The organism is Tardiphaga sp. P4_G1 (assembly GCF_056401215.1).
The window spans coordinates 224,467-251,391 of the sequence record NZ_JBFUJU010000007.1 but is presented as its reverse complement, the minus strand read 5'-3'; the positions used below and the strand labels follow the sequence as shown (position 1 = coordinate 251,391).

Genomic DNA, 26,925 nt, shown 5'->3' with positions numbered 1-26,925 from the left:
TCACCGTTTGTGACCGTAGCAGCGGCCGGAATCGCCGTAAAGCGCCATGCGGAAGGTGAGATACTGCCGTTGCGATCATTCGTGGCGGGGGATGTGATGCTGGCACCTTGGACAGGCGGAACGGGCACGCGGCACGCGAGTGCGGTGCTGACCATCGATCTCGAAGCCATCTCACGCAATTACCGGCTATTGGCCGAGCGGGTCGGCCCCGGCGTCACCTGCGCCGGCGTAGTGAAGGCCGATGCCTATGGCCTCGGCGCTGATCGTGTCGCGCCGGCACTCTATCGGGCCGGCTGCCGCACCTTCTTCGTGGCGCATCTCGACGAAGGGCTGGATCTCCAGACCCATCTGGCCCGCGACGTTACGATCTACGTGCTCAACGGTCTGCCCTCGGGCAGCGAGCGTGACTGCGCGGAAGCCGGCATCATTCCGGTGCTCAATTCGCGCGAACAGCTTGAGGCCTGGTCGGATCAGGCGCGGCAACGCGGCCGGATTCTGCCCGCGGTCGTTCAGGTCGATAGCGGCATGTCGCGACTGGGCATGTCGCCGCGTGAGGTCGCCGAACTCTCGGGCAAGGACACCTCAGTTCTCGATATCCAGATGGTGATGAGCCATCTCGCTTGTGCCGACATGCCGGAGCATCCGGCCAATGCGCACCAGCTCGCCGCGTTTCAGGCGCTCGCGAAACGCTTCCCTGCTGCGCGACAATCTCTGGCCAATTCGTCCGGCATTTTCCTTGGGCGCAACTATCATCATGACCTCGTCCGCCCCGGCGCCGCGCTCTACGGGCTCAATCCCCATCCCGCGCAAAGCAATCCGATGCTGCCAGTGGTTCGGCTCACCGCGCAGGTGCTCCAGATGCGCGAGGTCGCAGCCGGTGCCCATGTCGGCTATGGCTGGAATTTCCGGGCGACCAAGGCGACACGGCTAGCGACATTGGCGATCGGTTACGCCGACGGTTTGCAGCGCGCCTTCGGCAATGGCGGCGCGGTCTATTTCCGCGGGCGCCGGCTGGCGGTTGCTGGGCGCGTCTCGATGGACTCGCTGACAGTCGATCTTGGCGATCTGCCGCCCGGTATGTTGGCACGGGGCTCGCAAGTGGAGATCATCGGCGGGCATCAGTCGCTCGACGCACTGGCCGCAACCGCGGGCACGATTGGCTACGAAATGCTGACCTCGCTGGGTCAGCGCTATGAGAGAATTTACTCGGATGAGATCGATGTGCGGTGGACCGCCCGGTCTGGAGGCACGGTGCGATGAAGGTTCTGGTTCTTGGCGCGGGCGTGATCGGTGTCACCACGTCCTATTATCTGGCCAAGGCAGGCCACGAGGTGACGGTGATCGACCGGCAGCCCGGCGCCGCACTGGAGACCTCGTTCGGCAATGCCGGCGAAGTCTCGCCCGGCTACGCCTCGCCCTGGGCTGGCCCTGGCGTGCCGAAGAAGGCGCTCGGCTGGATCATGGACAAATACGGCCCACTGGTGGTGCGGCCACAGGCCGATCCGCACCAGTGGCGCTGGATGCTGCAGATGCTGCGCAACTGCACGAGCGCGCGCTACGCGTTGAACAAGTCGCGCATGGTCGGCATTGCGGAATACAGCCGCGATTGCCTGCGCGCACTGCGTGCCGAGACCGGCATCACCTATGACGACCGCAGCCAGGGCACGCTGCAACTGTTCCGCAAACAGTCGCAGCTCGATGCCACCGGCGGCGATATCGACGTACTTAAGCAATATGGCGTGCCTTATGAGGTGCTCGATCGCGGCGGCTGCGTGAAATACGAACCGGGCCTTGCCGGTGTGAAGGATCTCTTTGTTGGCGGCCTGCGTTTACCGGAGGACGAGACTGGCGACTGTCATCTGTTTACGCAGCGGCTGGAAAAGATCGCGGCCGGACTTGGGGTGAAATTCGTCTACGAGACGACCATCAAGTCGGTGGATGTGACGGGTGGCCGCGTCGCGCAGATGACGACCGACAAGGGCGTCTTCACCGCAGATAGTTACGTGATGGCGCTTGGCAGCTTCTCGCCGCTGCTGTTGCGACCGCTCGGTATCGATGCGCCGGTCTATCCGGTAAAGGGTTATTCGCTCACTGTGCCGATCACCGATGAGAGCGTTGCGCCGCAGTCGACGATCATGGACGAAAGCTACAAAGTGGCCATCACGCGCCTTGGTGACCGCATCCGCGTCGGCGGCACCGCTGAAGTCGGCAATTATCATCCGGTGCCTACCGCCCCGCGCCGTATGCCGCTCGACAAATCGGTGACGGATCTGTTTCCGACCGCCGGCGATCTCTCGCGCTCAACCTTCTGGAGCGGGTTGCGTCCAATGACGCCGGATGGCCCGCCTATCGTTGGCCCGACGCATCTGGGCAATCTGCATCTCAATACGGGCCATGGCACGCTCGGCTGGACCATGGCTTGCGGCACCGCCCGCGTGCTGTCCGACCAGATCTCCGGCAAGGCACCGGAGCTGGATGTCAAGGATCTGGCGATCAGCCGCTATAACTGAAGCGACGCTCTTTCTTAACCTCTCCCCGCTCTGCGCGGGGAGAGGTCGCCGCGTCTTCGCGGCGGGTGAGGGGCCGTCTCGGACGAAGCCTCCATCACGGGTCTCTCGGTTCACATGTCTTCGACCCGAGAGACCACTCCTTTTGCATCGTATGTGCCTGCCCCTCACCCCAACCCTCTCCCCGCGCAGAGCGGGGAGAGGGAGCTTACCTCACGCAGTCTCCCGCTTTCGCATTGCGACGATTCTAGCCGCATGCGTGCCATGCTTCCGGCCGCGCCCATTTACATCCCCGTCATTTCCGTTTTCAGTTGCTGAAAACAATCGGGGGAAACATGAGCGGTCAAACTGCGTCGACGCATCGCGCGTCGGCTGACGCCATTGAGGCTGATTACATCATCGTCGGTGCCGGCTCCGCCGGTTGCGTGCTGGCCAATCGCCTGTCGGCCTCCGGCAAATATTCGGTGCTGCTGCTGGAAGCCGGCCCGAAGGACCGGAATATCTGGATTCACGTTCCGCTCGGTTACGGCAAGCTCTTCAAGGAGAAGTCCGTCAACTGGATGTATCAGACCGAGCCCGAACCGGGTCTCGATGGACGCTCGGTCTTCCAACCGCGAGGCAAAGTGCTCGGCGGCTCCAGTTCGATCAACGGGCTGCTGTATGTGCGCGGCCAGCATGAGGATTACGATCGCTGGCGTCAGCTCGGGAATACCGGCTGGGGTTATGACGATGTGCTGCCCTATTTCAAGAAGGCGGAGAATCAGACGCGTGGGCCGAGCGAGTATCACGGCGTCGGTGGCCCGCTGCCGGTGTCGGATTCGCGCTGCCCCGATCCGTTGTCGGAGGCCTTCATCGCCGCTGCTGCCGAGACCGGCATTCCCGTGAACAACGACTTCAACGGTGCCACGCAGGAAGGGGCTGGCTGGTTCCAGACCACCACGAAAGGTGGCCGCCGTGCCTCGACCGCGCGGGCCTATCTGCGCCCGGCGCTGAAGCAGGGCAAGGTCCGCGTCGAAACCGAAGCGCTGGCCCAGCGGATCCTGTTCGAAGGCAAGCGCGCGGTGGGCATCGAATTCAAGCAGCATGGCGTGGTGCGCAAGGCGCGCGCCCGCAAGGAAGTGCTGGTGTCGAGCGGCGCCTATAATTCACCGCAACTACTGCAGCTCTCCGGCGTCGGTCCCGCCGATCTGCTCAAGGAACACGGCATCGAGGTCCTCCTCGATGCACCCGGCGTCGGCAGCGATTTGCAGGATCACATGCAGGTCCGGATGGTGATGGAGTGTCCGCAGAAGATCACGCTCAATGACTTCGTCAATCATCCGGTGCGCAGGGCGATGATGGGTCTGCAATATGCGGCGTTCCGCACCGGTCCGCTGACCTATGCTGCCGGCACCACCGGCGCCTTCTTCAAGACCGATCCGCGCATGGCGTCGCCAGATATCCAGATCCACTTCCTGCCGTTCTCCACCGACAAGATGGGCGAGAAACTGCATCCGTTCTCGGGCTTCTCCGCCTCAGTCTGTCAGCTGCGCCCGGAAAGCCGCGGCTCGCTGCGCATCAAGAGCGCGGATCCTTCGGTGCCGCCGGCGATCCGGATCAATTATCTCGCGACCGAAACGGATCGTACGGCGAATGTCGAAGGGCTCAAGATCCTGCGCAAGATGCTGAACGCGCCGGCGATGAAGCCCTTCGTGACGAAAGAGGTCGAACCCGGCCCGGGCACGGTGACCGATGAGCAATGGCTCGCTTATTGCCGCCAGCGCGGCAGCACGGTCTATCACCCGACCTCGACGTGCCGGATGGGCAATGATACGAAAGCGGTGGTCGATCAGCGCCTGCGCGTGCGTGGGTTGGAAGGTCTGCGCGTGATCGATGCATCCATCATGCCGGACCTGATGTCGGGCAACACCAACGCGCCGGTGATCATGATTGCCGAAAAGGCGTCGGATATGATCCTGGAGGATGCGCGGTAGCTCCAGTTGCGAGCTCCAGCGCTACAGTTCGTCGGACATCCGATAGGCGGCTGTCTGGCCGCGGAACTGGCCGGGCGTCATGTTGGTCGCACGGCGGAAGGCGCGGGTAAAATTGGCTTGAGATGAAAAGCCCGCGGTATAGGCGACATCGACGATTGGTCGATACAGATCCGCCAGCATTTGTTTCGCCAGTGTCAGCCGCCGTTCGCTGACGAACTGATGCGGTGTGAGACCGGTTCGGACCTTGAACACCCGCGCGAAATGCGCCGGGCTGAGACAGGCCGTGCGGGCCATATCGGCGACCGCGAATTCGCGCGAGATGTTGGCGTCAACGAATTCGATTACCCGCGCCAGCCGCCGTTGATCCAATGGCTTGTCGGATGACGGTGGCGGCTTCAGCGGAAGCGCGTTCGCCGCATATTTGTGAACGAGATGTGCGGACAATGCACTGCTGAGTGTTTCAATCAGCAGTCGGCCGGCGGAGGTCTCGGTATTCAGCTCCTGCAGGATCAGCTCGGCGACCTGTTCGATGAATGGATCATGATCGACGCTCTCATAGCGCAAGGTCATACGTGATGGATCGATTTCCAGATCCTGCAGAAGCGTGTCCTCAAAGGGCTGGCCGGGAAGATAGATGTGCAGGCAGTCCGCGACCGGTTCGGAGACGTTGATATATTCTTCGCGAATGCCGGCGGGGCAGAGCCAGATGGTGCCGCGATGGCCCGACGTTCGTTGCCGCATACCGCCGCCCTGACGCTCTACGACCGAGTTGCCGCGCAGGAACATGGCAATCTCGGTATCTCGTGGCAGCACCGAGGGTAAATCGCCGGCCCGATGGCTCCAGCGCTCCGCGAGCAGATGGGGCCAATTCCGGTCCTGAGACCCATCGATGAGATGTCCGGTGACATACTTTTCCGCGCCGTGGCCTGCAATCGTCATAGCCAACCCCCACTCGCTGAAATGATCGCCGCTTAACATTCAATTCCTGTGCCATGGGCGCGGGGCGGAACCCGCCGCGTGGTCAGCAGGATTTGCAAACAGAACAGCAGGCTCGGAAAAGCCAACAGTCCGTCAGCTCAGCATGCTCGGCATCGACCCAGATCGGTAGCCAGCGGAGGCCAGCTTGACCCAGATAACCGTAATTGGTGCATGCCCCCATGATTGCCCCGACACCTGCTCCATGATCACGACGGTCGAAGATGGCCGCGCCGTGTCCGTGCGGGGCAATCCGGATCACCCGTTCACGCAAGGTCGGCTCTGCGTGAAGGTCAACGATTATCAGGAGCGCGTCTATAGCGACCAGCGCATTCTCTATCCGATGCGGCGCTCGGGGCCGAAGGGCAGTGGCCAGTTTACGCGCATCTCATGGGGTGCCGCGCTGTCCGAGATCGCCGGCAAATGGAAGACGATCATCGCTGAGGACGGCGCCAAGGCGATCCTGCCGTGCAGCTATCTTGGCACCCAGGGCATCATCAACGGCCTCAATGTCGGCGATCCCCTGTTCAACAAGCTCGGCGCCACGGTGGCCGAACGTACGTTCTGCGATTCCGGCGCCTGTACTGCCTATCTGATGACGATAGGCCATACGCCGGGTACCGATCCGGAGAGCTTCGTCCATTCCAAATACATCATCCTCTGGGCCTGCAACACGCTCAGCACCAACTCGCATCACTGGCCTTATATCAAGCAGGCGATGAAGAACGGCGCCAAGCTTGTGGTCATCGATCCCGTGCGGACGCGGACCGCGCAGCAGGCGGACTGGCACATCGCTATAAGGCCGGGGACAGACGCGGCGCTGGCGCTGGGCCTCATCCACGTCATCACCACCGAGGGGCTGATCGATCGCGATTACGTCGACAACTATTCGATCGGCTATGACGAGCTGGCCGAACGTGCCGCGATTTACACGCCCGACTACGTGTCTGGAATCACCGGGATCGCGGCGGACGACATCCGCACGCTGGCGCGTGAATATGCCACCACGCCGCCCGCGGTAATCCGCATCGGCGTCGCCGTCGAGCGACATGCCGGCGGAGGCCAGACCGTGCGCGCGATCTCATGTCTGCCCGCGCTGATCGGTGCCTGGCGTCACGTCGGCGGCGGTCTGCTGCAGCTGCCGATCTGGGCGTTTCCGGTGAAATGGGACGTGCTGATGCGCCCGGACCTACAAGGAGAGGATCTGCGCATCGTGAATCTGTGGCAACTCGGCCCGGTGCTCACCGGCGAGCTTGGTTTCGATCCACCGATCAAGTCGCTGTGCGTCTACAATGCCAATCCGATGGCCATGGTCACAGAGCAGGGCAAGATCGAGGCTGGCCTGGCGCGTGAGGATCTGTTTACCGTCGTCAGCGAACACTTCATGACCGACACCGCGCGCTTTGCCGATATCGTGTTGCCGGCGACGACGCAGCTCGAACAGAAGGATCTAATGTTCTCGTGGGGGCATCTTTATCTGTCCTACAACCACCAGGCGATCGAACCCCTCGGCGAAGCCGTATCGAACACTGAGCTGTTTCGCAGGCTCGCCGCCGCCATGGGCATCGACGATCCGTCGTTCTTCCGCAGCGATGACGAGATGATTGCGGATTCGATGGACTGGACCAGTCCCGTGCTGGAAAACATCACCATCGAGCAATTGAAGCAAACCGGCTATGCGCGCTTGAAAGTCGAGGGATCCGATACTTACGCGCCACATCGCGAAGGCAATTTTTTCACGCCGTCAGGCAAATGCGAATTCAAATCCTCGATCGCCGCCGGCGGCAATTTCGTCGTGCCGCTGTTCCGGCAGGGCTATGGTGGCCAACAGTCCGGCGAGCCGGTCGATCCGTTGCCGTCCTATATTCCACCACGAGAATCGCCGCAGACCAATCCCGAGCTGGCGAAGAGATATCCGCTCAGCCTGATCTCGCCGAAGAGCCACGCATTCTTGAATTCCAATTTCGGCAATATGCCGAAGCAGCTCCATCATGCCGGCGAGCAGGCCGTACTACTGCATCCCGACGATGCTGCAGTACGTGGCATCGAAGCGGGCGCGCCGATCCGTGTCTATAACGATCGCGGCTCGTTCGAGGCGCTCGTCACCATCTCGGCGGATGTGAAGCCCGGCGTGGTGGTGGCACCGAGCGGCTATTGGCAACGCTCGACCCGCAAGAGTGCAACGGTGCATGCGCTGACTTCGCCGGCGATGGCCGATCTCGGACGTGCGCCGACCTTCTCCGACATCCTGGTGCAGGTATCGACGGCGTAAGAAGGCGGGCTATCCCGCCTTCTTCACCCACACCTTGTTGTCGTGAAACGCCGCGCCGCCATAGGGCGCGACGGCTTCGCCTGCTGTCAGCATATTGATGCCATGACCGCCGATATGCGCCTTGTTGGGGTGCACCGATTCCGCAATCAGCACGCCGCGCCGCAGGCCCTCGAAGATACGCGCGGTCAGGGTCGTCTCGCCGCGCGTGTTGCCGAGTGTCACGGCATCGCCATCGGCAATGCCGAGCCTCGCCGCGTCGACGGGGTGCATCATCACACTGGGTGCACCCTCGCGGGCCTGCGATGATGGCGTCTCGTTGAACGAGGTGTTGAGGAAGCTGCGCGACGGGCTCGTGGCCAGACGAAACGGATGCGCCTCATCGACCTGTTCGATCACCGCCCAGTGGTCGGGGAACGACGGCATCTCGTCCCACGCGCCCATCAGCCCGGCATTGGGCATCGGCACTGTCGACCAGTCCGCCTTGAAGTGGAATTTGCCGTCGGCATGGGCGAAACCGTCGAGATAGTGCGAGGTGCGGAAATCCGGCTGGATATCGCGCCATTTGTCGGCCTCCAGCCCTTCGATGCCACCGCGGCCGCTGACTTGCAGCGTCTCGTCGATGATGTCGCGCGGATGCATATCGAACGCGCGGTGTTTCGCGCCGAGGCGGGTGGCGATGCCCTGCAGAACGTCGTGGTTCGAGCGGCATTCTTCCGGCGCATCGATCAGCTTGGCACCGACCGAGATGTGCTGGTTGCCGCCGGCGTAATAGAGATCGTCGTGCTCCATGAACATGGTCGCCGGCAGCACGATATCGGCCATCATGGCCGTTTCGGTCATGAACTGCTCATGCACCGCGACGAACAGGTCTTCGCGGGCAAAGCCCTGCCGCACCAAGGCCTGCTCGGGCGCCACCGTCATCGGATTGGTGTTCTGGATCAGCATCGCCTTCACTGGCGGGCCGTTGTGCAAGGCTTCCGCGTCCCCGGTCAGAATGCGGCCGATCTTCGACTGATCAAGACGCCGAACGCTCTCGTCGAGCACGTCGAGGCCCTCGATCAGCGTCTTGTCGAATTTCCAGATTGCGGCATTGTTGAAGAAAGCGCCGCCACCTTCATATTGCCAGGCGCCGGTAACGGTGGGCACGCACAGCGCTGCATGCATCTGCGCGGCTCCGTTGCGGCTGCGGGTGAAGCCGTAGCCGAGGCGGAAATAGCTGCGCTTGGTCTCGCCGACCAGGCGCGCGAAGGCTTCGATTTCCGCAGCGGGCACGCCGCAAATGTCTGAGGCCCATTGCGGCGTGCGCGCCGCCAGATGCGCCTCGAACTCGGGCGAGTGGTCGGTATATTTGGCGAGATAGTCGCGATCAGCCAGGCCGTCGCGGAACAGCACATGCATCACGCTGGCGGCGAAGGCGCCGTCTGTACCTGGTCGCAGCAGGATCTTGATGTCGGCCTGCTTCATGGTGTCGTTATCGTAGATATCGACGACGGCAAGCTTGGTGCCGCGCTCTTTCCGGGCGCGGGAGACGTGGGTCATCACATTGATCTGCGTCGAGACGGGGTTGGTGCCCCAGATCACGATCAGGTCCGACTTCGCCATCTCGCGCGGATCGACGCCGGCGACCTTGCCGGTGCCGGCGGCAAAGCCAGCCCAGGCAACGGTTGCGCAGATCGTCGAGTAAAAGCGCGAATACTTCTTCACATTGGCAAGGCGGTTGATGCCATCGCGCATCACCAGGCCCATGGTGCCGGCATAGTAATAGGGAAACACCGACTCCGCGCCGAAGTCGCGCTCGGCCTCGTTGAACCTCAAAGCGATCTCGTCGAGCGCCTCGTCCCAGGTGATGCGGGTGAAATGGCCGGAGCCCTTCGGGCCCGTGCGGCGCATCGGATACATCAGCCGTTCGGGGTGATGGATGCGCTCGGCATAGCGCGCGACCTTCGCGCAGACCACGCCGGCGGTATAGCTTTGCTCCTTGGAGCCGCGGACCCGGCCGATCGTGTTTCCGCCGATCACCTCGATGTCGAGGGCGCAGGCAGAGGGGCAATCATGCGGGCAGGTGGAGTGCTTGATGTCGATCTTGGCTTGAACGTTCATGCAGCCAAGCTAGCCAAAAGTTTACTGGAGGAAAAGCCGTGGTTTTACGCATCCCGCCCGACAACCGGGCAGGCCTCCAGTCCGTAGTCCTCTCGGCTATTTGCCCAGGGCGTCGCGTTGGGCGATCAGCCGGTCCAGCTCCTCATTCTGCTGAGCCAGCCGATCCGCGGTGCGCTCCTCGTTGCTCTCGCCGGAAGCCGCGGTGGCCTGCTCGATCAACTGCCGGATATTGTCGCGAAGGATGGCGATGCGATCGTCGAGCTCGGCGGCTGAGAGGGTGGAATCCATGGGGCGATACTCCTGACCCGCTACGGGCCGTACGCAGACTATAGCGCGCCAGAAGTGCTTTCTATTGAATAATCCGCAGATTAGCCTGCGCCAAACACCGGGTAGTCGGTGTAGCCAGCCACATCGCCGCCGTAAAACGTCGCCCGGTTATAAGGCGTAAAGGGCGCCTTGCGCTTGATACGCTCCGGCAGGTCCGGATTGGCGATGAATGGGCGGCCGAACGCGATGATGTCGACACTGCCGGAAGCGACGGCCTCCTCGGCGGAGGTGCCGTCGAAGCCGCCGGCCGTGACCAGCACGCCGCTCCACATCGGCCGGAACAGCTCATAGGCTTTAGGCACATTGTTATGAAACACTTCCGCGCGGCCGACGCCGCTGGTGCGCGGCTCGACGAAATGGAGGTAGGCGAGGCCGAGCTTGTCGAGCTCACGGACCACATAGCTGTAGAGCGGCATCGGATCGGCTTCGCCGGAGTCATTCGAGACACCATAGGGCGACAGGCGGACGGCGACACGATCCGCGCTCCAGGCGTCGATGACGGCATTGGTCACTTCGAGCAGCAGGCGGGCGCGGTTCTCGATTGAGCCACCATATTGGTCGGTGCGCCGATTGCTGCGGGTCTGCAGAAATTGTTCGAGCAGATAGCCGTTGGCGCCGTGCACCTCGACGCCGTCGAAGCCGGCTTCCCTGGCATTGCGCGTGGCCTGCCGGTAGGCGTCGATGATGCCGGGAAGCTCGCTGGTCTCCAGGGCGCGGGGTGTCTCGTAAGATACCGTCTCGCCTGAAGCCGTCCGCGTGGTAGCGTCGATCGCAATGGCTGACGGTGCCACCGGAAGCCCGCCGCCGGGCTGGAATGAGGAATGTGAGGCCCGGCCGACATGCCAGAGCTGCAGGAAGATGATGCCGCCTTTGGCATGCACGGCGTCAGTGACCTGACGCCAGCCGGCGATCTGCTCCTTCGTATAGATGCCCGGTGTGTTCGGGTTGCCCTGGCCTTCCTGCATCACCTGCGAGGCCTCGGCGATGATCAGTCCGCCTTCGGTCGCGCGCTGCGCGTAATATTCGGCATTGAGCGTCCATGCAGCGAGAGATGTCTTCTCGGCGCGCATGCGCGTCAGCGGCGCCATCGCGACGCGGTGGCTCAATCGATACGGGCCGACTTGCAGCGGCTGGAACAGGGAAGAAGACGTCATCGGCGCTCCATTCAGAATATCAATCGGGCGATAGCCTTGGTGAACAGGTGTCGCGGCATTCGTATCGTTCAATACAGCGCAGACTTGGTCAATCAAAGTTGATGGCATCTATTCGCTGTATTACAGCCTTTAATGCTACGAGGCGGAATTAGGTTGGGCCATATGGGCCCTGACGACGAAGGACGGATCGCGATGGCGAAGAAGCAGGTTCAGGGCGTCGAAGACTATAAAGGTGCCGCCGCAGGTTGGGGCGCGTTGAAGGCAGTGGCCGACGCGGTGCGCGGACAGTTGGCGGTGGTCAACGAAACGCATGGCCTCCTGACGATGAACCAGCCGCACGGCTTCGATTGCCCGGGCTGCGCCTGGCCCGATCCGAAGCATACATCGTCCTTCGAATTCTGCGAGAACGGCGCCAAGGCGGTGTCGTGGGAAGCAACGGCCAAGCGCACGACGCCGGAATTCTTTGCGGCCCATACGGTGAGCGAACTCTGGGACTGGCATGATCACGACCTAGAAAACGAGGGACGTCTCACCCATCCGATGGCCTATGACCAGGCTAGCGACAAGTATCTTCCGATCTCGTGGGAGGATGCGATGGCGCGGATCGGTGCCGGCTTGCGCGCTTTGCCCGATCCGAACATGGCCGAATTCTACACGTCGGGCCGTTGCTCTAACGAAGCAGCGTTCATGTATCAGTTGTTCGTGCGCGAATTCGGCACCAACAATTTCCCCGATTGCTCCAACATGTGCCACGAGGCCACGAGCGTCGGCCTTCCGGAATCCATCGGCGTCGGCAAGGGCACGGTGACGCTGGAGGATTTCGATCATGCGGATGCCGTGTTCTGCATCGGGCACAATCCCGGCACCAATCATCCGCGCATGCTGACGACTCTGCGCGAATGCTCCAAGCGCGGTGCTGCCATCGTTTCAATCAATCCGCTGCGCGAGCGCGGGCTGGAACGATTCACATCCCCGCAGCATCCAGCGGAAATGCTGACGTTGAGCTCTACGCAGATTTCGTCGACCTATTACCAGGTCAAGGTCGGTGGCGACATTGCCGTGCTGAAGGGCATGATGAAGACCGTCGTGGCGCTCGATGCCGCGAGCCTGGCCCAGGGCGGTCCCGGCGTGCTCGACCGCGCCTTCATCGCCGAACACACCAACGGCATCGAGGCGCTGCTGGCCGATCTCGATGCGACCTCATGGGAGGCGATCGAGAAATCGTCTGGCCTGCCGCGCGCCGATATCGAAAACCTCGGCAATATCTACGCCGGGGCCAAGAGCGTGATCATCAATTACGGCATGGGTATTACCCAACATCGCCACGGCACCGGTAACGTGCAGCAGATCGCGAATCTCCTGATGCTGCGCGGAAACATCGGCCGTCCCGGCGCCGGCATCTCGCCGTTGCGCGGCCATTCCAACGTGCAGGGCGACCGCACCGTGGGGATCACCGAAGTACCCAACGCCGCGCTGATCGACGGCATCGAACGCACCTTCAACTTCAAGCCGCCGACTGCGCATGGTCATGACGCCGTCGCGTCGGTGAAGGCGATCCGCGATGGACGTTCGAAGGCGTTGATCTGTCTTGGCGGCAATCTCGCGGTCGCGATGTCCGATCCCGAGGCGACCTATCCGGCGATGCGCAGCCTCGATCTCGTGGTGCATATCGCCACCAAGCTCAATCGCTCGCATCTTCTGATCGCGAAGGAATCGATCATCCTGCCGTGCCTTGGCCGCACCGAGATCGACGTGCAGGCGACGGGTCCGCAACTGGTGACGGTGGAAGATTCGATGTCGATGGTGCACGCCTCGCGCGGCGGCTTGAAGCCGGCGTCCGAGCATCTGAAGTCCGAGACTGCGATCGTCGCCGATATGGCAATCGCGACTTTGCCGAATACAAAGGTGAAGTGGCTCGACTACGTCGCCGACTACAGCAGGATCCGCGACGCCATCGAGTCGGTCTTTCCGGCCTTCGAGGATTACAATGCACGGATCAAGAAGCCGGGTGGCTTCCGGCTGCGCAACGCCGCCTCGGAACGGGAATGGCTGACGCCGAGCCAGAAGGCGCAATTCCTGGTTTTCTCCGGCCTCTATGAGGACGGCCCCGCCGAGACCGCGTTGACGCTGACCACACTGCGCAGCCACGACCAGTACAACACCACGATCTACGGTATGAACGATCGCTATCGCGGCATCACCGGGCGGCGCGATGTGGTGTTCGTCAACGAGCAGGACCTCGCCCGCCGCGGGCTGAGCCACGGTGATCTGATCGACATCGTGCTGGACCGTCCGGACAGCGCACCGCGCGCACTGCGTCGGGTGACGGCGGTGGCTTACAACATCCCGCAAGGATCGGTGGCGGCCTATTATCCTGAGGCCAATGTGCTCGTGTCACTCGACCAGCATGATGCGAAGTCGGGAACGCCGGCTTACAAATCGATCCCGATCCGGATCGAGGCATCTGCAGCCTAAGCTGCACCGCAGCATTGAGAGAGCATGACCGCCACGGCTTTCGTGGCGGTTGATGCGCGCCGTGTTTCCGCGTAGGCGAGCGCCATGACCAGTGCTGCCGACTCTTCTGCCTTTAAGCCCGTTGCCATCGATCCGCCCGTGAGCGTAGCGCTCGTGGCAGCGATGCTCATTCTGACCTGCGGGCATGTACTGTCCAACATGCTGCGCACCACGCCTGCAGTCGCGATCGATGTGATGTCGACCGATCTCGGCGTCACGCCGCAGACGCTGGCCGCGCTGACTTCGGCGTATCATTTTTTCTTCGCGCTCCTGCAGATTCCGGTCGGCGTCGCGCTGGATCGCTACAGCATCCGCACGGTGTCGCTCGTGCTGTTCGCCGGTACGGTCTGCGGCGCGGCGATTGCCGCGCTATCGACAGGGCCTCTGTCGTTCTTCGTGTCGCAGGCAACGATCGGCATGGCGACGTCGGGCATGCTGATGTGCCCGATGACGCTCGCCGCCAAGCGGCTGACACCAGCGCAGTTCGGTCTGTGGTCCGGCATCATTCTGTCATTCGGCAATGCGGGGCTGCTGTTGTCGGCCAGTCCGCTTGCTTACGTCGTCGAGCACTGGGGCTGGCGCGCCGGTTTCTGGATTGCCGCCGCAGCGGCGATTGTCGTGGCGATGCTGATCGCGGTCATGGTGCCGGCATCGCGTCCCGAAGGCCGGCCGCGCGCGCTTCTGGGCGAGATGGTTTCGGTTCTGCAACTCGGTGTATCACGTGCTGTGCGCGGTATCGTGATCCTCGCTTTCGTGTCACTTGCGGTTCAGCTCGTGTTGCGTGGGCTTTGGGCCGGCCCTTGGCTGATGAATATCAAGGGACTGTCGCGGATAGAGGCCGGCAATGTGCTGGCGTTGTTTACGGTGGCGCTGGTGATCGGACCGGCGCTGTCGGGCCTGCTCGATCGCAAGCTGGGTCATCGCCGCATGCTGCTGTTTGCGGTCCATTTGTGCGCCGCCGCGCTGCTACTCGTGATGGCGCTCGGTGCACCGGGCTATCCGTTAGCCACGCTTTTCGGCCTGCCAGTGATGCCCGTGGCAGTCGATACCGGCCTGCTTGTGGTCATCGGCCTTCTCGTCGCGATGCAGCCGCTCGTCTATGCGATGATCCGCCAGGTCGTTGCTGCCGAGAATATTGGCAAAGCGCTCTCTGCGGCAAACCTGTCATTCTTCCTCGGCACCGCCGTGATGCAATCGGCTACCAGTCCGATTGCTGCCGCCTGGGGATTGCCCGCAGTTTTAATCTCAATGGCGGTATTCCTGACCGTCTGCACCCTCATCTTCTTCGCGTTGACGCGTCCCGCAGCGCAGCGCGGGACTGCATAACAGGTTCATGACGATTGCGACGGCAAGTTGCTGGAATTGCCGTGAGTCCTGTGGTCTGATGCGCAGATTGACGCGATCAAGACGTCGCGCGCGGTCTCGCATTGCGGGGCGCCTCACACAGGGAGGACGTGACTTGCCGTTTTTCGTCAGGGGAACCGATACGTCAGGGACTGTTTCACTCCGCCGCGACAACGCGGCCGGAGCTGTCAAGAAGGCCAGGGAGCTGCTCGATGACGGCAGCTGGGATGTTGAAATCACCGGCCCGGATGGACTTCCGCATCCGATTGCCGAATTCGAGGCGATGTATTCCGCCGGTGCGACGACGGCGGTGCATGCGACATAGCTGACAGGCAAGGGATGCAGTGACGGCGACCGATCTTGTTCTGCATCACTATCCGCGTTCGCCGTTTGCCGAGAAGGTGCGCGTCGCCTTCGGATTGAAGGGTCTGTCTTGGCGATCGGTGATTCAGCCGCGGATCGTGCCGAAGCCAGAGCTCGTGGCGCTCACCGGAGGCTATCGCCGCATTCCGGTGCTGCAGATCGGCGCAGACGTCTATTGCGATACGCGCCGCATTCTCGCGGAGCTTGAGCAACGTTTTCCCGAGCTGACGCTTTATCCGGCGGGCACGCGCGGTCAGGCCGATATCATCGCGGCCTGGGCCGATCGCGCGCTCTTTGCCAATGCTCTTGGACTGGTCTTCGGCCTGAACGGAGATCGTTTTCCGCCAGAACTGCATGCCGATCGCGCGAGTTTCACGTCAGGCAAGTTCGATGGTTGGGACAGCGTGAAGATGCGTGAGCAGATTCCTGCGCTCCGCAACCGGTTTCGCATTCATCTAGCCTGGCTCAGCGATTGGCTTGCGCGTGGCGACGCGTTCCTGCTTGGCCAGGCGCCGTCACTTGCCGATCTCACCGTCTATCACCCGCTCTGGTACGTGCGCGGCAATCTCGGTGACAGCGAAGGTCTTGCCGAGCATCCGCGCATTCTCGCGTGGATGGACCGGGTTGCCGCGCTGGGGCACGGAACGGTTGAGGAGCTGTCGCCCGAGCTGGCGCTGGACATAGCGCGGCTCTGTCAGCCTATGGCGACATCTGCTTCTACTCATAACGATATTGCAGATGATCAAGGTCTGCCGTTTAAGGAAGGCGTAATGGTATCGGTCATGCCGACCGATTGGGGTTTCGATCCCGTCATCGGTGCGTTTGTTTCTGCGGGTCATGACAGCATCGCTTTGCGGCGTGAGGATCCCGATGTCGGCGCGACGGTTGTACATTTCCCGCGTGCAGGCTTTGCGATTGCTCGCCTGTGAAAGCCCCGTCACGGATGCATGGCCCTCATTCGCGATTCCCGTACGCCGCAATTTGACGCGGCTGCGCAAAGGCGGCTAAGTCCGAAAAACGCTGCCCGACTGCGATATGCAGACTCCCAATCTGTAACGCAGTGTTCGACACTCCAGCGCCAGTAACAGAACAAGAAAGCGCGTCGCTTCAGCGTCGTTGCGCATCGGAGGATATGACATGACCATGACCCGCCGCACATTTGGCCTTGGTGCCTCTGCCGTTCTGGCAGGGCCGATCGCCGCGCCGTTCATTCGTAGCGCAGGCGCCGCCGAGCCGGCGATCCGCATCGGCATGGTCAATTCGATGAGCGGCGGTCTTGCGGCCTATGCCCAGGAAGGCCAGCCAGCTTTCGAATACATCATCAAGAAGATCAATGCCGAAGGCGGCATCAAGAGCAAGGGCGGCGCCAGGATCGAGCTGGTGCTGGCGGACGATACCAGCCAGCCGGCGCGGACCGCTGCCGAAGCGCGGCGCCTGATCACCGAGGAAAAGGTGCAGCTTCTGACCGGCACCATTCTCAGCGCACAGATGCTGGCGCTGACGCCGGTGGTCGACGAAGCCAAGATTCCGACGCTGTCGGTCTGGGCCGGCGGCTCGCAGTCGAACTATATGTTTACGCTGGGATACCCGTATGATCGCGGCTATGCGCAGACCATGCATGATTTCGTCATCTCATTGCGCGACGATTTCAAGTTTCCGATCAAGACTGCCGTCATGGCCTATTCGAATTACGAGGCCGGCCAGCAGTCCAACAAATTCCTGGTCGAGAAGCTGAAGGCCAGCGGCATCCAGATCATCGGCGAAGCCGCGCTCGATATTCGTGCGCAGGACCAGACGGCGGCGATGGTCCGTATTCGCTCGCTCAAGCCGGACGTCGTTGTTGGCCTTGTGACGCCGCGCGATGGCATCCTGCTGCATCAGGCGCGTTACAATCTGAACTATCATGGCAGCATCTTCTGCGGCGGCACCGGCGGCTATTCGGATCTGTCGCTCTGGAAGGATCTCGGCCCCGAGATCGGCAAGGCCGTGCTGACGAAGAACCTGTTCGGCATGACCGGCTTCAGCGCCGGTGCCAAGATCGAGTCGATGCAGAAGATCGTCACGGAATTGCGCGATGTCGCCAAGCTCGACAAAATCGGCCAGGGCGCGGTGCAATATGCCCAGGCGGCACGCGTGCTGCAGCAGGTGCTCGAGAACGCCAAGTCGCTGCAGAGCGATGCACTGCTCGAGGCGCTGAAGAACGTCAACATTCCGGCAGGCGATCCGAACCTCTACATTGCCAAGCCGAAGGGCCTGCAATTCGCGGAAGACCGTCTGCTCAAGGACGGTTCTGCAATGTTCATCCAGTGGACTCCCGAGCAGGATCAGCAAGTCGTATTCCCGAAGGAATTTGCCCAGGTACCGCCGCGGCCGAAGTCCTGATCGGCGCTGTAGTAAGACTGAGCGCAATCTAGAGAGTGGACGGCTGTGGCATTTCTGGAAGTCTCCAACATCACCAGGCGGTTTGGCGGGCTGGTCGCGCTCAACGCGGTGAGCTTCGACGTCGAGAAGGGCGAAATTCTTGGCATCATTGGCCCGAACGGTGCCGGCAAGACCACTTTGTTCGGTGTGATCTCCGGCTTCATTCCGCCGAGTGCGGGCGACGTTGTTTATGACGGTGAAAGCATTATCGGGGTGTCGCCGGATCGGCTGGTGCGCCGCGGATTGATGCGCTCCTTCCAGATCGTCCAGTCCTTTGCCGACATGACGGCGCTCGACGTCGTCACGACCGCAGCATTGACACGCCGGCCGATGCGCGAGGCCATCGACTATGCGGCGCAGGCGCTGCTGCGCGTCGGCCTCGGCGGCAAGGAGCACAAGACGCCGGGGACACTGTCGCTGCAGGACAAGAAGCTGTTGGAGCTCGCGAAGTGCATCGCCACCGATCCGCGCTGCATTCTGCTCGACGAGGTGATGGCCGGCCTGACCATGGCCGAGACCGCCGCGCCGATCGCGATCATCGAGGAGCTCAACAAGCAGGGCGTCACCATCGTGATGGTGGAGCATGTGATGCCCGTCATCATGCGGCTGGCGCAGCGTATGGTGGTGATCAATTTCGGCGAGAAGATCGCGCAGGGCACGCCCGACGAGATCCTTCGGGATCAGCGCGTCGTCGATGCCTATTTCGGAGATCATCTCGATGCTTGAGATCGACAACCTGGTCGCAGGCTATGGCGGCGTGCCGGTGCTGCGCGACATCAACGCCAAGATCGCTGCGGGCGAGATCGTCGGCCTGCTCGGCGCCAACAATGCCGGCAAGACCACGCTGATCAATGCGCTGTCCGGAATGGTCAAGCCGATATCCGGCCGCATTCTGTTTCTCGGCGAAGACATCAGCAAATTAACGCCGCAGGCGCGTGTCGAGCTCGGCATCGTGCAGGTGCCGGAAGGCCGTCTGGTGTTTCCGGAAATGAGCATCCGCGAAAATCTTCTGCTTGGCGGCATCAATGCGCATGCGCGCAAGCATCGTCCGCAACAGATGGAAAAAGTCGTCGGTTTGTTTCCGCGGCTTGGCGAGCGGCTGACCCAGAGTGCCGGTTCACTATCAGGCGGCGAGCAGCAGATGCTGGCCATCGGTCGCGGGCTGATGGCGGAAGCCAAGCTCCTGATGCTCGATGAACCCTCGCTCGGTCTGTCGCCGCTATTCGTGCAGTATATTTTTGAGATCATCGACAAGTTGCATGCCGATGGGCTGACCATCCTGCTGGTGGAGCAGAATCTGAATTTGACGTTGCGCCACGCCAAGCGCTGTTACGTGCTGGAGCGCGGGCAGGTGGCGGTCGAGGGCGATGCGGAGACCGTGAAAAACGATCCGCGCACCCGCAGCGCCTATCTTGGTCTGTGATCGGAGAGTGATGTGACCGAACTTTATCAAGCTCTCGCCCAAGGCCTTCTGATCGGCGCCACTTATGGCTTGCTGGCGCTGGGCATGGGGCTCGTTTACGGCGTGTCGGGTGTCGTCAACTTCTCCCATGGCGATTTCATCTCGCTCGGCATGTTCATGTGCCTCGCCCTGTACTCCGCCTTCGCCATGGACCCTTATGTGTCCATCATCATCACCGTGCCGCTGATGACGGCCATCGGCGCGCTGGTTTACATCTTCCTGATACGGCCAATGGTCGGGCATCAGTTCCTGATGGTGGTGCAGCTTACGCTCGGTCTCAGCCTGGTGCTGCAGAACGGCATCCTGATGGTGTTCGGCGGCGAGCCGGCGCGGACGCCCTCCTTCGTCGAATCCAAGCTGATCATTCTCGGTGACGTGGTGCTGCGAGTGCCGCACATCGTCGCCTTCGTCGTTTCCTTTGCGCTCGCCATCGGCCTCTACATCATGCTGCGCTCGACCGACTTCGGCCGCTCGATCCGCGCCGTGCACCAGAATGCCCATGCCGCGGCGCTGATGGGCATCAATGTCGGCCGCGTCCAGGTGCTGACCTTCGCGCTCGGCATCGGTATTCTCGCGCTGGCCGCCGCGCTGCTGTTGCCGGGCACTCCGATCCAGCCGACCCAGGGCCTGCGCTACACCGTGATCACGCTGCTGGTCGTGGTGCTCGGCGGCATGACCAATTTCGTCGGCATCATGCTCGGCGGCCTGATTATCGGCATCGCCGAAGCTTTCGGCACGATCTATCTCGACGGCCCGATCGGCTTGCTGCTGCCATACATCATCTTCGTGGCGATCATGCTGTTTCTCCCGAAGGGCCTGACCTGGAGCTCGGCACGATGAGAGACGAATTCTACAAGACGCTCGCATCGCCGATCTGGTGGGGCGCGCTGGTCATCGCCGCCATCATGCCCTTCGTGCTGTCGAGCTATTACGTCCACATCCTCACGCTGGCGCTGGTCTATGTGGCACTGGCTTCGTCGTGGAACATCGTCGGCGGCATGGCCGGGCAGATCTCGCTGGCGCACAGCCTGTTTATCGGCATCGGATCGATGTTCTCGGCCGCGCTCCTGCTCAAGCTCGGCATCAATATGTGGCTGGGTCTCGTGATCTCGGCGGTGATCTCGGGAATCCTCGGCGCCGTCATCGCCTGGATCGATTTCCGCTTTCAGCTCGGCCATCTCTCTTTTGTGCTGATCACGCTGGCTTTCGCGGAAATGGGCAGCATCGTTGTCGAGGGCTGGGACTTCCTCGGCGGTGCATCCGGGCTGCTGCTGCCGAAGGACACGGGTAATTTCCTGGCGTTCCAGTTTGGCGGCGGTCACGGTGCGTTCTGGATGATGCTGGCATTGGCGGCGATCTGCGTGCTGGTCAATGTCGCGATTCTCAATTCGCCGCTCGGCTATTATCTGCGCACCATCCGCGACAACGAGAAGGCGGCGCAGGCGATTGGCGTCAACATCCTGCGCTACAAGATCACCGCCATGGTGATCTCGGCGATGCTCGCCTCCGTCGTCGGTACTGCCTATGTGCGCTATCTCACCTTTGCCGATCCCTATCTGCTGATCTCGCCCGTGATCACCATCGAGATCGTGCTGTTTGCAACCGTCGGCGGGCTCGGCCGCGCCTATGGCCCCGCGCTTGGCGCATTGCTGCTGGTGCCACTTGGTGAAATCCTGCGCGGCAAGCTCGGCAGCACGCTGCCCGGCCTGCATTATTTCATCTACGGCATCGTGGTGATCTCGGTGATTTTGGTGACGCCGCGCGGGCTGTTGCCGCTGTTTGAACGGCTCTGGGCGCGCTGGCGCGGCCCTGCGGTTGCCGGCAAGCCCTAAGCGGCTCGGGAATTGCCGACGTTGGAACTTCCGTCATCCGTTGGCTGATGCCGTTTCCAACGATAGTCTCTTGCCGCGGCGGAACGTTGGCTCCGCCGGTTGGGAGCTGAAATCATGCGCTTCGACGCGATCATCATCGGCGCCGGCCAGGCGGGGCCTTCGCTCGCGGGTCGGCTTACGTCCGCCGGCATGTCGGTTGCGATCATTGAGCGCCATCTGTTTGGTGGCACCTGCGTCAATACYGGCTGCAAGCCGACCAAGACGCTGGTCGCCTCCGCCTATGCCGCGCATCTTGCGCGCCGCGGCAGCGACTATGGCGTGATGATTGACGCGCCGGTGCGGATCGATATGGCTCGCGTGAAGGCGCGGGCAGACAAGGTGATCCACGACTCGCGCAATGGCGTCGAAAGCTGGTTGCGCGGCATGGACAAATGCACGGTCATCGACGGCCATGCGCGGTTCGAATCTGCGGATACGATCCGCGTGGGCGATGAGTTGCTGACGGCGCCAAAGATTTTCCTGAATGTTGGTGGGCGGGCTGTCGTGCCGGATATGCCGGGGATCAACGACGTCACCTATCTGACCAATACGGGAATCCTACAGCTGGATCGCGTGCCGAAACATCTGGTGGTGATCGGCGGCAGCTATATCGGGCTCGAATTTGCGCAGATGTATCGCCGCTTCGGCGCCGAAGTGACGGTGGTCGAGAAGGGCGCGCATCTGGTCTCGCGCGAGGATGCGGAGATCTCCGAAGCGATCCGCGATATCCTGCTCGCCGAAGGCATCCATATCCGCACCAATGCCGAATGCATCACCTTCAAGCCGCATCCCGATGGCGTGGCAGTCGGCGTCGATTGCACCGAAGGCGCGCCGGAGATTATCGGCAGCGATGTTTTGCTCGCGGTTGGGCGTCGGCCGAACACCGACGATCTCGGTCTCAACAAAGCTGGCGTCGCTGTGGATGCCCGCGGCTACATCAAGGTCGATGACGGTCTCGCCACCAATGTGCCGGGCATTTTTGCCATGGGCGATTGCAACGGTCGCGGCGCCTTTACGCATACGGCCTATAACGACTTCGAGATTCTCGCCGCGAACCTGCTCGATGGCGCAAGCCGCCGTGTCAGCGATCGGCTTCCCGGCTATGCGCTGTTCATCGACCCGCCGCTTGGCCGCGTCGGCATGACGCTGACTCAGGCAAAGGCCACAGGCAGGAAATTGCTGATCGGCACCCGGCCGATGACCCATGTGGGCCGCGCCGTCGAGAAGGGCGAGACCGCGGGCATGATGCAGGTTGTGGTCGATGCTGAAACGAAGAAGATTTTGGGAGCCGCCATCCTCGGTACCGGAGGCGACGAGGCGATCCATGGCATTCTCGACATCATGAATGCCGGCGCCGATTACACCCAGTTGCAATGGGCGGTGCCGATCCATCCGACGGTGTCGGAACTGATCCCGACGCTACTCAACGAGATGAAGTGATCGTCGCTCAGGCGGTCTGGAACTTGAGCACGGCCATCAGCGTCAACAAGGTGGTTGCGCAGGATGCGGACACAATCGCCATATTGATAAGGCTGCGGACTGCAACAGCCGCGACTGCAGAAATCGGATGAACAGCGTCCGATGCACTGGCTTTCTTGCGCGGAGCCGGTTTCTTCTTTGCTGCCATGACGATCCCCAAAGAGAGGGGTCAGACCGTTGACCGGCCTGACCCTGACGCCTTCCCTGCCGAGGTGTGTCCCTCGATCATGACGCGACCATCGCATGAATGGCCGGTGAACTGCTTAACGCGCGTGGTAAATCGAATCTGACCGGATTCGATGGTTTATGAATTTTCCAGTTCGTCATTCCGGGGCGTGGGCGCATCTTGCGCACGCGAACCCGGAATCTCGCAGTGTGAGTCGATTCGAGATTGAAACCATGCCGGGATTCCGGGTTCACGTCCGGCAAGAGCCGGCCGCGCCCCGGAATGACAAGGGTGAGCCTAAATCGTCCGCCCGCCATCGACCGGCAGGATCACGCCGGTGAGGAATTCGGATTCCTCGCCCGCCAGATACACGCAGGCATTGGCGATATCCGAGGGGCGCGACATGCGGCCCAGTGGAATCGTGCCGATAAATTTGGCGCGGTTCTCCGGCGTATCCGGCACGCCCATGAAGGATTCCAGCAGCGCGGTTTCGCCGATCACCGGCGCGATGCAATTGACGCGGATGCCATCGGGCGCCAGTTCCACGGCCATCGATTTCGACATCAGGTTCACCGCGCCCTTGGTGGCATTGTACCAGGTCAGGCCCGGACGCGGCCGGACGCCGGCTGTCGAGCCGATATTGATGATGCGACCGCTCTTCTGCTTCTTCATCACGGGTACGCAGGCATTGGTCATCAGGAAGATCGATTTCACATTGATGTCGAACGCCTTGTCGAATTCTTCTTCGGTCACTTCGAGCAAGGGCTTGTTGCGAAAGGTCCAGCCGGCATTGTTGACGACGACGTCGAGCTTGCCGAAATTTTCGACCGCGAGCTTCACCGAGGCATCAACATCGGCCTTGCTGGTGACGCTGCCGCCAAGGGCGATTGCGCTGTCGCCGATCTCGGCCGCAACCTTTTTCGCGCCATCGGCATTCAGATCGAGGATGACGACCTTGGCGCCTTCGCGCGCGTAAGACCGCGCGATCTCGGCACCGAAACCCGATGCGCCGCCGGTGACGATAGTGGATAGGCCTTGAAGTCGCATGTTGTTTTCTCCCGGATTTTGCGCCTTGTCTGGCGCTTGACGATCAAGGTTAGAGCCGATGGTGGCGGCTGTGAAGGCGCCACGGCGAATGGCTGCTAAAGGAAGCGTGGCCTTTACAGAAAACGTCTTGCGTTGACTTCTTCGAGATCGAGGCCTTCCTCGATCGCATGCAGCACACTGTCGTGGATTTCGCCCTCCCGGTGCATCTTCAGAAGCTCTGCACGGCCGGCTTCGATGGCGGCCAGCACGGTCGTGTAATGGTCGATGCGGTGCGGCGATAGTGCCTCAGCCTCTTCGGCATAGCGCGCCGCGGCGCCCTTGCGATAGGTATATTGCTCGAACAGGCGCGGATGGCGATGTGTGCCGTCATCGTTGCGTGACGCCTTCTCGATGGCAGAAAATTGCGCGGCCGCAACGCGCGCACGCGCCTGCGCTTCGCTGAGTTTGGAATGATGCGGTGCGCGGACATTGTCGGTTCTGATGAGACGGCGCACGATCGGTGCCAGCGTCGAACCCTGGACAAGGACCGTCACCAGGATGACTGCGAAGGTGATCGCCAGGATGACGTCGCGGCCCGGAAATTCCTCCGGCAATGATAATGCGGCAGCGAGGCTCACTACGCCGCGCAAACCGGCCCAGCTCATGATGAACGGCACCGTCCATGGCGGAGCGGGGTCGCGGGCGCGCAGCTTCGGCATCAGCATGCGCGGCAGATAGGTGCCCGGAAACATCCAGGCGAAGCGCGCGAGGATCACTGCTGCGATGACAGCAGCCGTCACCGGCAACAGCGCCACCACCGCGTCATAGCCGCCGAGGCGATACAGCACGCCGCGCAGCGACAGCCCGATCAGGATAAACACCAGAGATTCCAGCACGAATACGACGACGCTCCACGCTGCGGTGGCGCGGGTGCGCGTCGCAGCGCCGAAGAATTCGTGCTGTTTCCATCCCAGGATCATGCCGCAGGCGACGGTGGACAGCACGCCGGAGACGTGCAGCTTTTCCGCGGCGATATAGGAGATCCAGGCGACCAGGAAGGTCCATGCAATGGCGAGGTCGATTTCCTTGATGCGCTTGATCACCAGGATAGCGGCGAAGGCGAAGGCGATGCCGACAAGCAGGCCGCCGATCGCAACCGAGAAGAAACTCACGGTGGCCGCAGTGGCGCTGAACGAGCCGGTCAGCGCTGCCGCGATGGCGAAGCGCAGCAGCACCAGGCCCGATGCGTCGTTGACGAGGCTCTCGCCCTCCAGCAGCACGATGATGCGCGGCGGGAGCGGCACGCTCTGCAGCACGGCCTTGGCCGCTACCGAATCTGGCGGCGAGACGATGGCGCCGAGCGCAAAACAGGCAGCCCAGGGCAGCGACGGCATCACCAGATGCGCAACCACGCCGACCACGAGGGTGGTGAAGAAGACAGCGCCGACGGCGAGCTGCAGGATGATGCGAAGATCGGCGCGGAAATCCCGCCACGAGGTGAACCAGGCGCTCGACATCAATAGCGGCGGCAGAAACAACACGAGCACCAGCTCGGGGTCGATCTCGACATCCGGGGTGCCCGGGATCAGCGCGAAGCCGATGCCACCGAGGATCAGGGCGGCCGCGCGCGGGAGCTGAAAACGCCGCGCGATCATGTCGAGCAAAACGATGACAGCCATCAGCAGCAGGATAATTTCGAAGCGGGAAACGGCGGTCATGAGGGCCTGTCGAAATGCGAGAAAAACGGTCAGACGTCGATTCGGGCCAATGCCGTGATCTGATGTCTGTCATCTATCTTGCAAATGCCGCACGGGCTGTACAGCGGGCCAGTGATTTTGCAGCAGGCCAGCACGAAAAAGGGCGACCCGACGGGCCGCCCTTCGATGCCTTAATTATGCGCTTCAGACTACTCTGCGCTGCTGACCAGTCGCAGCGAAACCCTATGCTCCATCATGCTGCGATAGGTGGCCACATAATCGAGAGCCATGCGCCGGGCGGTGAAGCGGGTTTCGAACTGCTTGCGGATCGCTGTACGGTCCATGCCGGCGAGACGACCCACCGCGGCAACTGCACTGGTCTCGTCCTCGACGATGAAGCCGGTGAGGGCCTCGTCGATGATCTCCGGCACCGAGCCGCGGTTATAGGCAATGACCGGTGTGCCGCAGGCCATGGATTCGATCATCACCAGGCCAAACGGCTCCGGCCAGTCGATCGGCAGCAGCAGGCCATAGGCACCGCTGAGGAATTCCGGCTTCTCGCGGTCGCTGATCTCGCCGATATATTCGACCAGCGGATGATCCATCAGTGGGCGAACGACCTGCTCGTAATAGTCCTCATCCGCGCGGTCGATCTTGGCCGCGATCTTCAGCGGGATGCCGGCGCGGATGGCGATCTTGATCGCGCGGTCGACGCCCTTCTCGGGCGCAATACGCCCGAGCACGGCGAGGTAGCTCGGCGTGATCGGTTGCGGCGTCAGCAATTTCTCGGGAAGGCCGTGATAGATCGTGCGCACGAAATTCGCCTGCGGTACCGGGCGCCGCTGCGCGTTCGAAATCGAAACAACGGGAATCTTGGAGAAAGTCGTGAAGGTCGGCTGATGTTCTGGCAGATCCAGACGGCCGTGTAGCGTCGTGAGAAATGGTGTGGGTTGGCGGGAGAATAGCGAGAACGGATAGTAATCGAGATGGAAATGCAGAACGTCGAATTCGTCGTCGTCACATTTCTGTCTTACGCGCTCGAGCATTTCCATATGGAGGGCGTTGGGATCGCGGACAGAGCCATCGAGCCGCAGCGCCTTCGGCCATCCGGCGTCGAGCTTGCCTGACGTTTGAGAGTCGCCGCTGGCGAAGAGCGTAACATCATGCCCCTGCGCCACCAGCTCTTCGGTCAACCAGTGGACGACGCGTTCCGTGCCTCCATAGAGCTTCGGCGGAACGGCTTCTGTCAGCGGAGCAACTTGCGCGATGCGCAT

At 62.0% G+C, this 26,925-nt stretch carries 22 protein-coding genes; 14 read left to right on the top strand and 8 right to left on the bottom strand.

All coding sequences use genetic code 11. The features are described from left to right. The first annotated feature begins 96 nt into the window (after nt 1-96). The 3 genes from alr (at nt 97) to AC1DUY_RS18645 (ending at nt 4,480) form a co-directional block, all read left to right on the top strand. Nucleotides 97-1,260 carry an alanine racemase gene (alr, locus tag AC1DUY_RS18655; RefSeq protein WP_478116153.1) on the top strand — a complete coding sequence of 388 codons (1,164 nt, stop codon included), beginning with the start codon at nt 97-99 and terminating at the stop codon, nt 1,258-1,260. After that, complete coding sequence (locus AC1DUY_RS18650) at nt 1,257-2,510, top strand: D-amino acid dehydrogenase (RefSeq protein ID WP_441231224.1); 1,254 nt, start codon at nt 1,257-1,259, stop codon at nt 2,508-2,510. The genes alr and AC1DUY_RS18650 overlap by 4 nt, the downstream gene beginning before the upstream one ends. A gap of 332 nt (nt 2,511-2,842) precedes the next feature. Then, complete coding sequence (locus AC1DUY_RS18645) at nt 2,843-4,480, top strand: GMC family oxidoreductase (protein WP_441231225.1); 1,638 nt, start codon at nt 2,843-2,845, stop codon at nt 4,478-4,480. 21 nt (nt 4,481-4,501) lie between these two features. On the opposite strand, the gene AC1DUY_RS18640 is transcribed toward AC1DUY_RS18645, so the two are convergent. Next, the gene (locus AC1DUY_RS18640; RefSeq protein ID WP_231078444.1) at nt 4,502-5,419 is read right to left on the bottom strand and encodes a helix-turn-helix domain-containing protein; all 918 of its coding nucleotides are present in this window, start codon (nt 5,417-5,419) and stop codon (nt 4,502-4,504) included. A gap of 184 nt (nt 5,420-5,603) precedes the next feature. Here AC1DUY_RS18640 and AC1DUY_RS18635 point away from each other — a divergent pair, with 184 nt between their 5' ends. Beyond that, a complete protein-coding gene (locus AC1DUY_RS18635) occupies nt 5,604-7,727 on the top strand; it encodes a molybdopterin-containing oxidoreductase family protein (RefSeq protein WP_478116150.1) in 2,124 nt (707 codons plus the stop codon). A 9-nt stretch (nt 7,728-7,736) separates the two neighbouring features. On the opposite strand, the gene AC1DUY_RS18630 is transcribed toward AC1DUY_RS18635, so the two are convergent. The 3 genes from AC1DUY_RS18630 to AC1DUY_RS18620 form a co-directional block, all read right to left on the bottom strand. Then, nucleotides 7,737-9,827 carry a molybdopterin-containing oxidoreductase family protein gene (locus AC1DUY_RS18630; protein ID WP_231078442.1) on the bottom strand — a complete coding sequence of 697 codons (2,091 nt, stop codon included), beginning with the start codon at nt 9,825-9,827 and terminating at the stop codon, nt 7,737-7,739. 96 nt (nt 9,828-9,923) lie between these two features. Then, nucleotides 9,924-10,115 (bottom strand): hypothetical protein, encoded by a 192-nt coding sequence (locus AC1DUY_RS18625; protein WP_081422070.1) that lies wholly within the window; start codon nt 10,113-10,115, stop codon nt 9,924-9,926. 80 nt (nt 10,116-10,195) lie between these two features. After that, complete coding sequence (locus tag AC1DUY_RS18620) at nt 10,196-11,308, bottom strand: alkene reductase (RefSeq protein WP_478116148.1); 1,113 nt, start codon at nt 11,306-11,308, stop codon at nt 10,196-10,198. Nucleotides 11,309-11,500: 192 nt separating this feature from the next. Here AC1DUY_RS18620 and AC1DUY_RS18615 point away from each other — a divergent pair, with 192 nt between their 5' ends. The 10 genes from AC1DUY_RS18615 (at nt 11,501) to AC1DUY_RS18570 (ending at nt 22,723) form a co-directional block, all read left to right on the top strand. Then, nucleotides 11,501-13,783 (top strand): FdhF/YdeP family oxidoreductase, encoded by a 2,283-nt coding sequence (locus tag AC1DUY_RS18615; protein WP_478116146.1) that lies wholly within the window; start codon nt 11,501-11,503, stop codon nt 13,781-13,783. Nucleotides 13,784-13,867: 84 nt separating this feature from the next. After that, a complete protein-coding gene (locus AC1DUY_RS18610) occupies nt 13,868-15,148 on the top strand; it encodes an MFS transporter (protein ID WP_478116144.1) in 1,281 nt (426 codons plus the stop codon). Nucleotides 15,149-15,281: 133 nt separating this feature from the next. Next, complete coding sequence (locus AC1DUY_RS18605; RefSeq protein ID WP_068737702.1) at nt 15,282-15,491, top strand: hypothetical protein; 210 nt, start codon at nt 15,282-15,284, stop codon at nt 15,489-15,491. Between the two features lie 19 nt (nt 15,492-15,510). Next, nucleotides 15,511-16,458, top strand: coding sequence for a glutathione S-transferase family protein (locus tag AC1DUY_RS18600; protein ID WP_478116141.1), 948 nt, complete (start codon nt 15,511-15,513; stop codon nt 16,456-16,458). A 208-nt stretch (nt 16,459-16,666) separates the two neighbouring features. Then, nucleotides 16,667-17,911 carry an ABC transporter substrate-binding protein gene (locus AC1DUY_RS18595; RefSeq protein ID WP_089266694.1) on the top strand — a complete coding sequence of 415 codons (1,245 nt, stop codon included), beginning with the start codon at nt 16,667-16,669 and terminating at the stop codon, nt 17,909-17,911. Nucleotides 17,912-17,956: 45 nt separating this feature from the next. Beyond that, the gene (locus tag AC1DUY_RS18590; RefSeq protein ID WP_478116139.1) at nt 17,957-18,676 is read left to right on the top strand and encodes an ABC transporter ATP-binding protein; all 720 of its coding nucleotides are present in this window, start codon (nt 17,957-17,959) and stop codon (nt 18,674-18,676) included. Next, complete coding sequence (locus AC1DUY_RS18585; RefSeq protein WP_478116137.1) at nt 18,669-19,373, top strand: ABC transporter ATP-binding protein; 705 nt, start codon at nt 18,669-18,671, stop codon at nt 19,371-19,373. Before AC1DUY_RS18590 ends, AC1DUY_RS18585 begins: the two co-directional genes overlap by 8 nt. Before the next feature lie 12 nt (nt 19,374-19,385). Then, the gene (locus tag AC1DUY_RS18580) at nt 19,386-20,252 is read left to right on the top strand and encodes a branched-chain amino acid ABC transporter permease (protein ID WP_068737690.1); all 867 of its coding nucleotides are present in this window, start codon (nt 19,386-19,388) and stop codon (nt 20,250-20,252) included. After that, the gene (locus tag AC1DUY_RS18575) at nt 20,249-21,244 is read left to right on the top strand and encodes a branched-chain amino acid ABC transporter permease (protein ID WP_175369560.1); all 996 of its coding nucleotides are present in this window, start codon (nt 20,249-20,251) and stop codon (nt 21,242-21,244) included. Before AC1DUY_RS18580 ends, AC1DUY_RS18575 begins: the two co-directional genes overlap by 4 nt. 114 nt (nt 21,245-21,358) lie before the next feature. After that, nucleotides 21,359-22,723, top strand: a complete 1,365-nt coding sequence (locus tag AC1DUY_RS18570) for an FAD-containing oxidoreductase (protein ID WP_478116134.1) — start codon at nt 21,359-21,361, stop codon at nt 22,721-22,723. 7 nt (nt 22,724-22,730) lie between these two features. Here AC1DUY_RS18570 and AC1DUY_RS18565 read toward each other — a convergent pair whose 3' ends face one another. From AC1DUY_RS18565 to AC1DUY_RS18550, 4 genes are all read right to left on the bottom strand, one after another. Next, entirely contained in the window at nt 22,731-22,910 is a 180-nt protein-coding gene (locus AC1DUY_RS18565) for a hypothetical protein (RefSeq protein ID WP_089266704.1), read from the bottom strand. A 315-nt stretch (nt 22,911-23,225) separates the two neighbouring features. After that, entirely contained in the window at nt 23,226-23,975 is a 750-nt protein-coding gene (locus tag AC1DUY_RS18560) for a glucose 1-dehydrogenase (RefSeq protein ID WP_478116132.1), read from the bottom strand. Between the two features lie 113 nt (nt 23,976-24,088). Then, entirely contained in the window at nt 24,089-25,672 is a 1,584-nt protein-coding gene (locus AC1DUY_RS18555) for a Na+/H+ antiporter (RefSeq protein WP_478116130.1), read from the bottom strand. Nucleotides 25,673-25,860: 188 nt separating this feature from the next. Further along, nucleotides 25,861-26,925, bottom strand: coding sequence for a glycosyltransferase family 4 protein (locus tag AC1DUY_RS18550; RefSeq protein ID WP_089266708.1), 1,065 nt, complete (start codon nt 26,923-26,925; stop codon nt 25,861-25,863).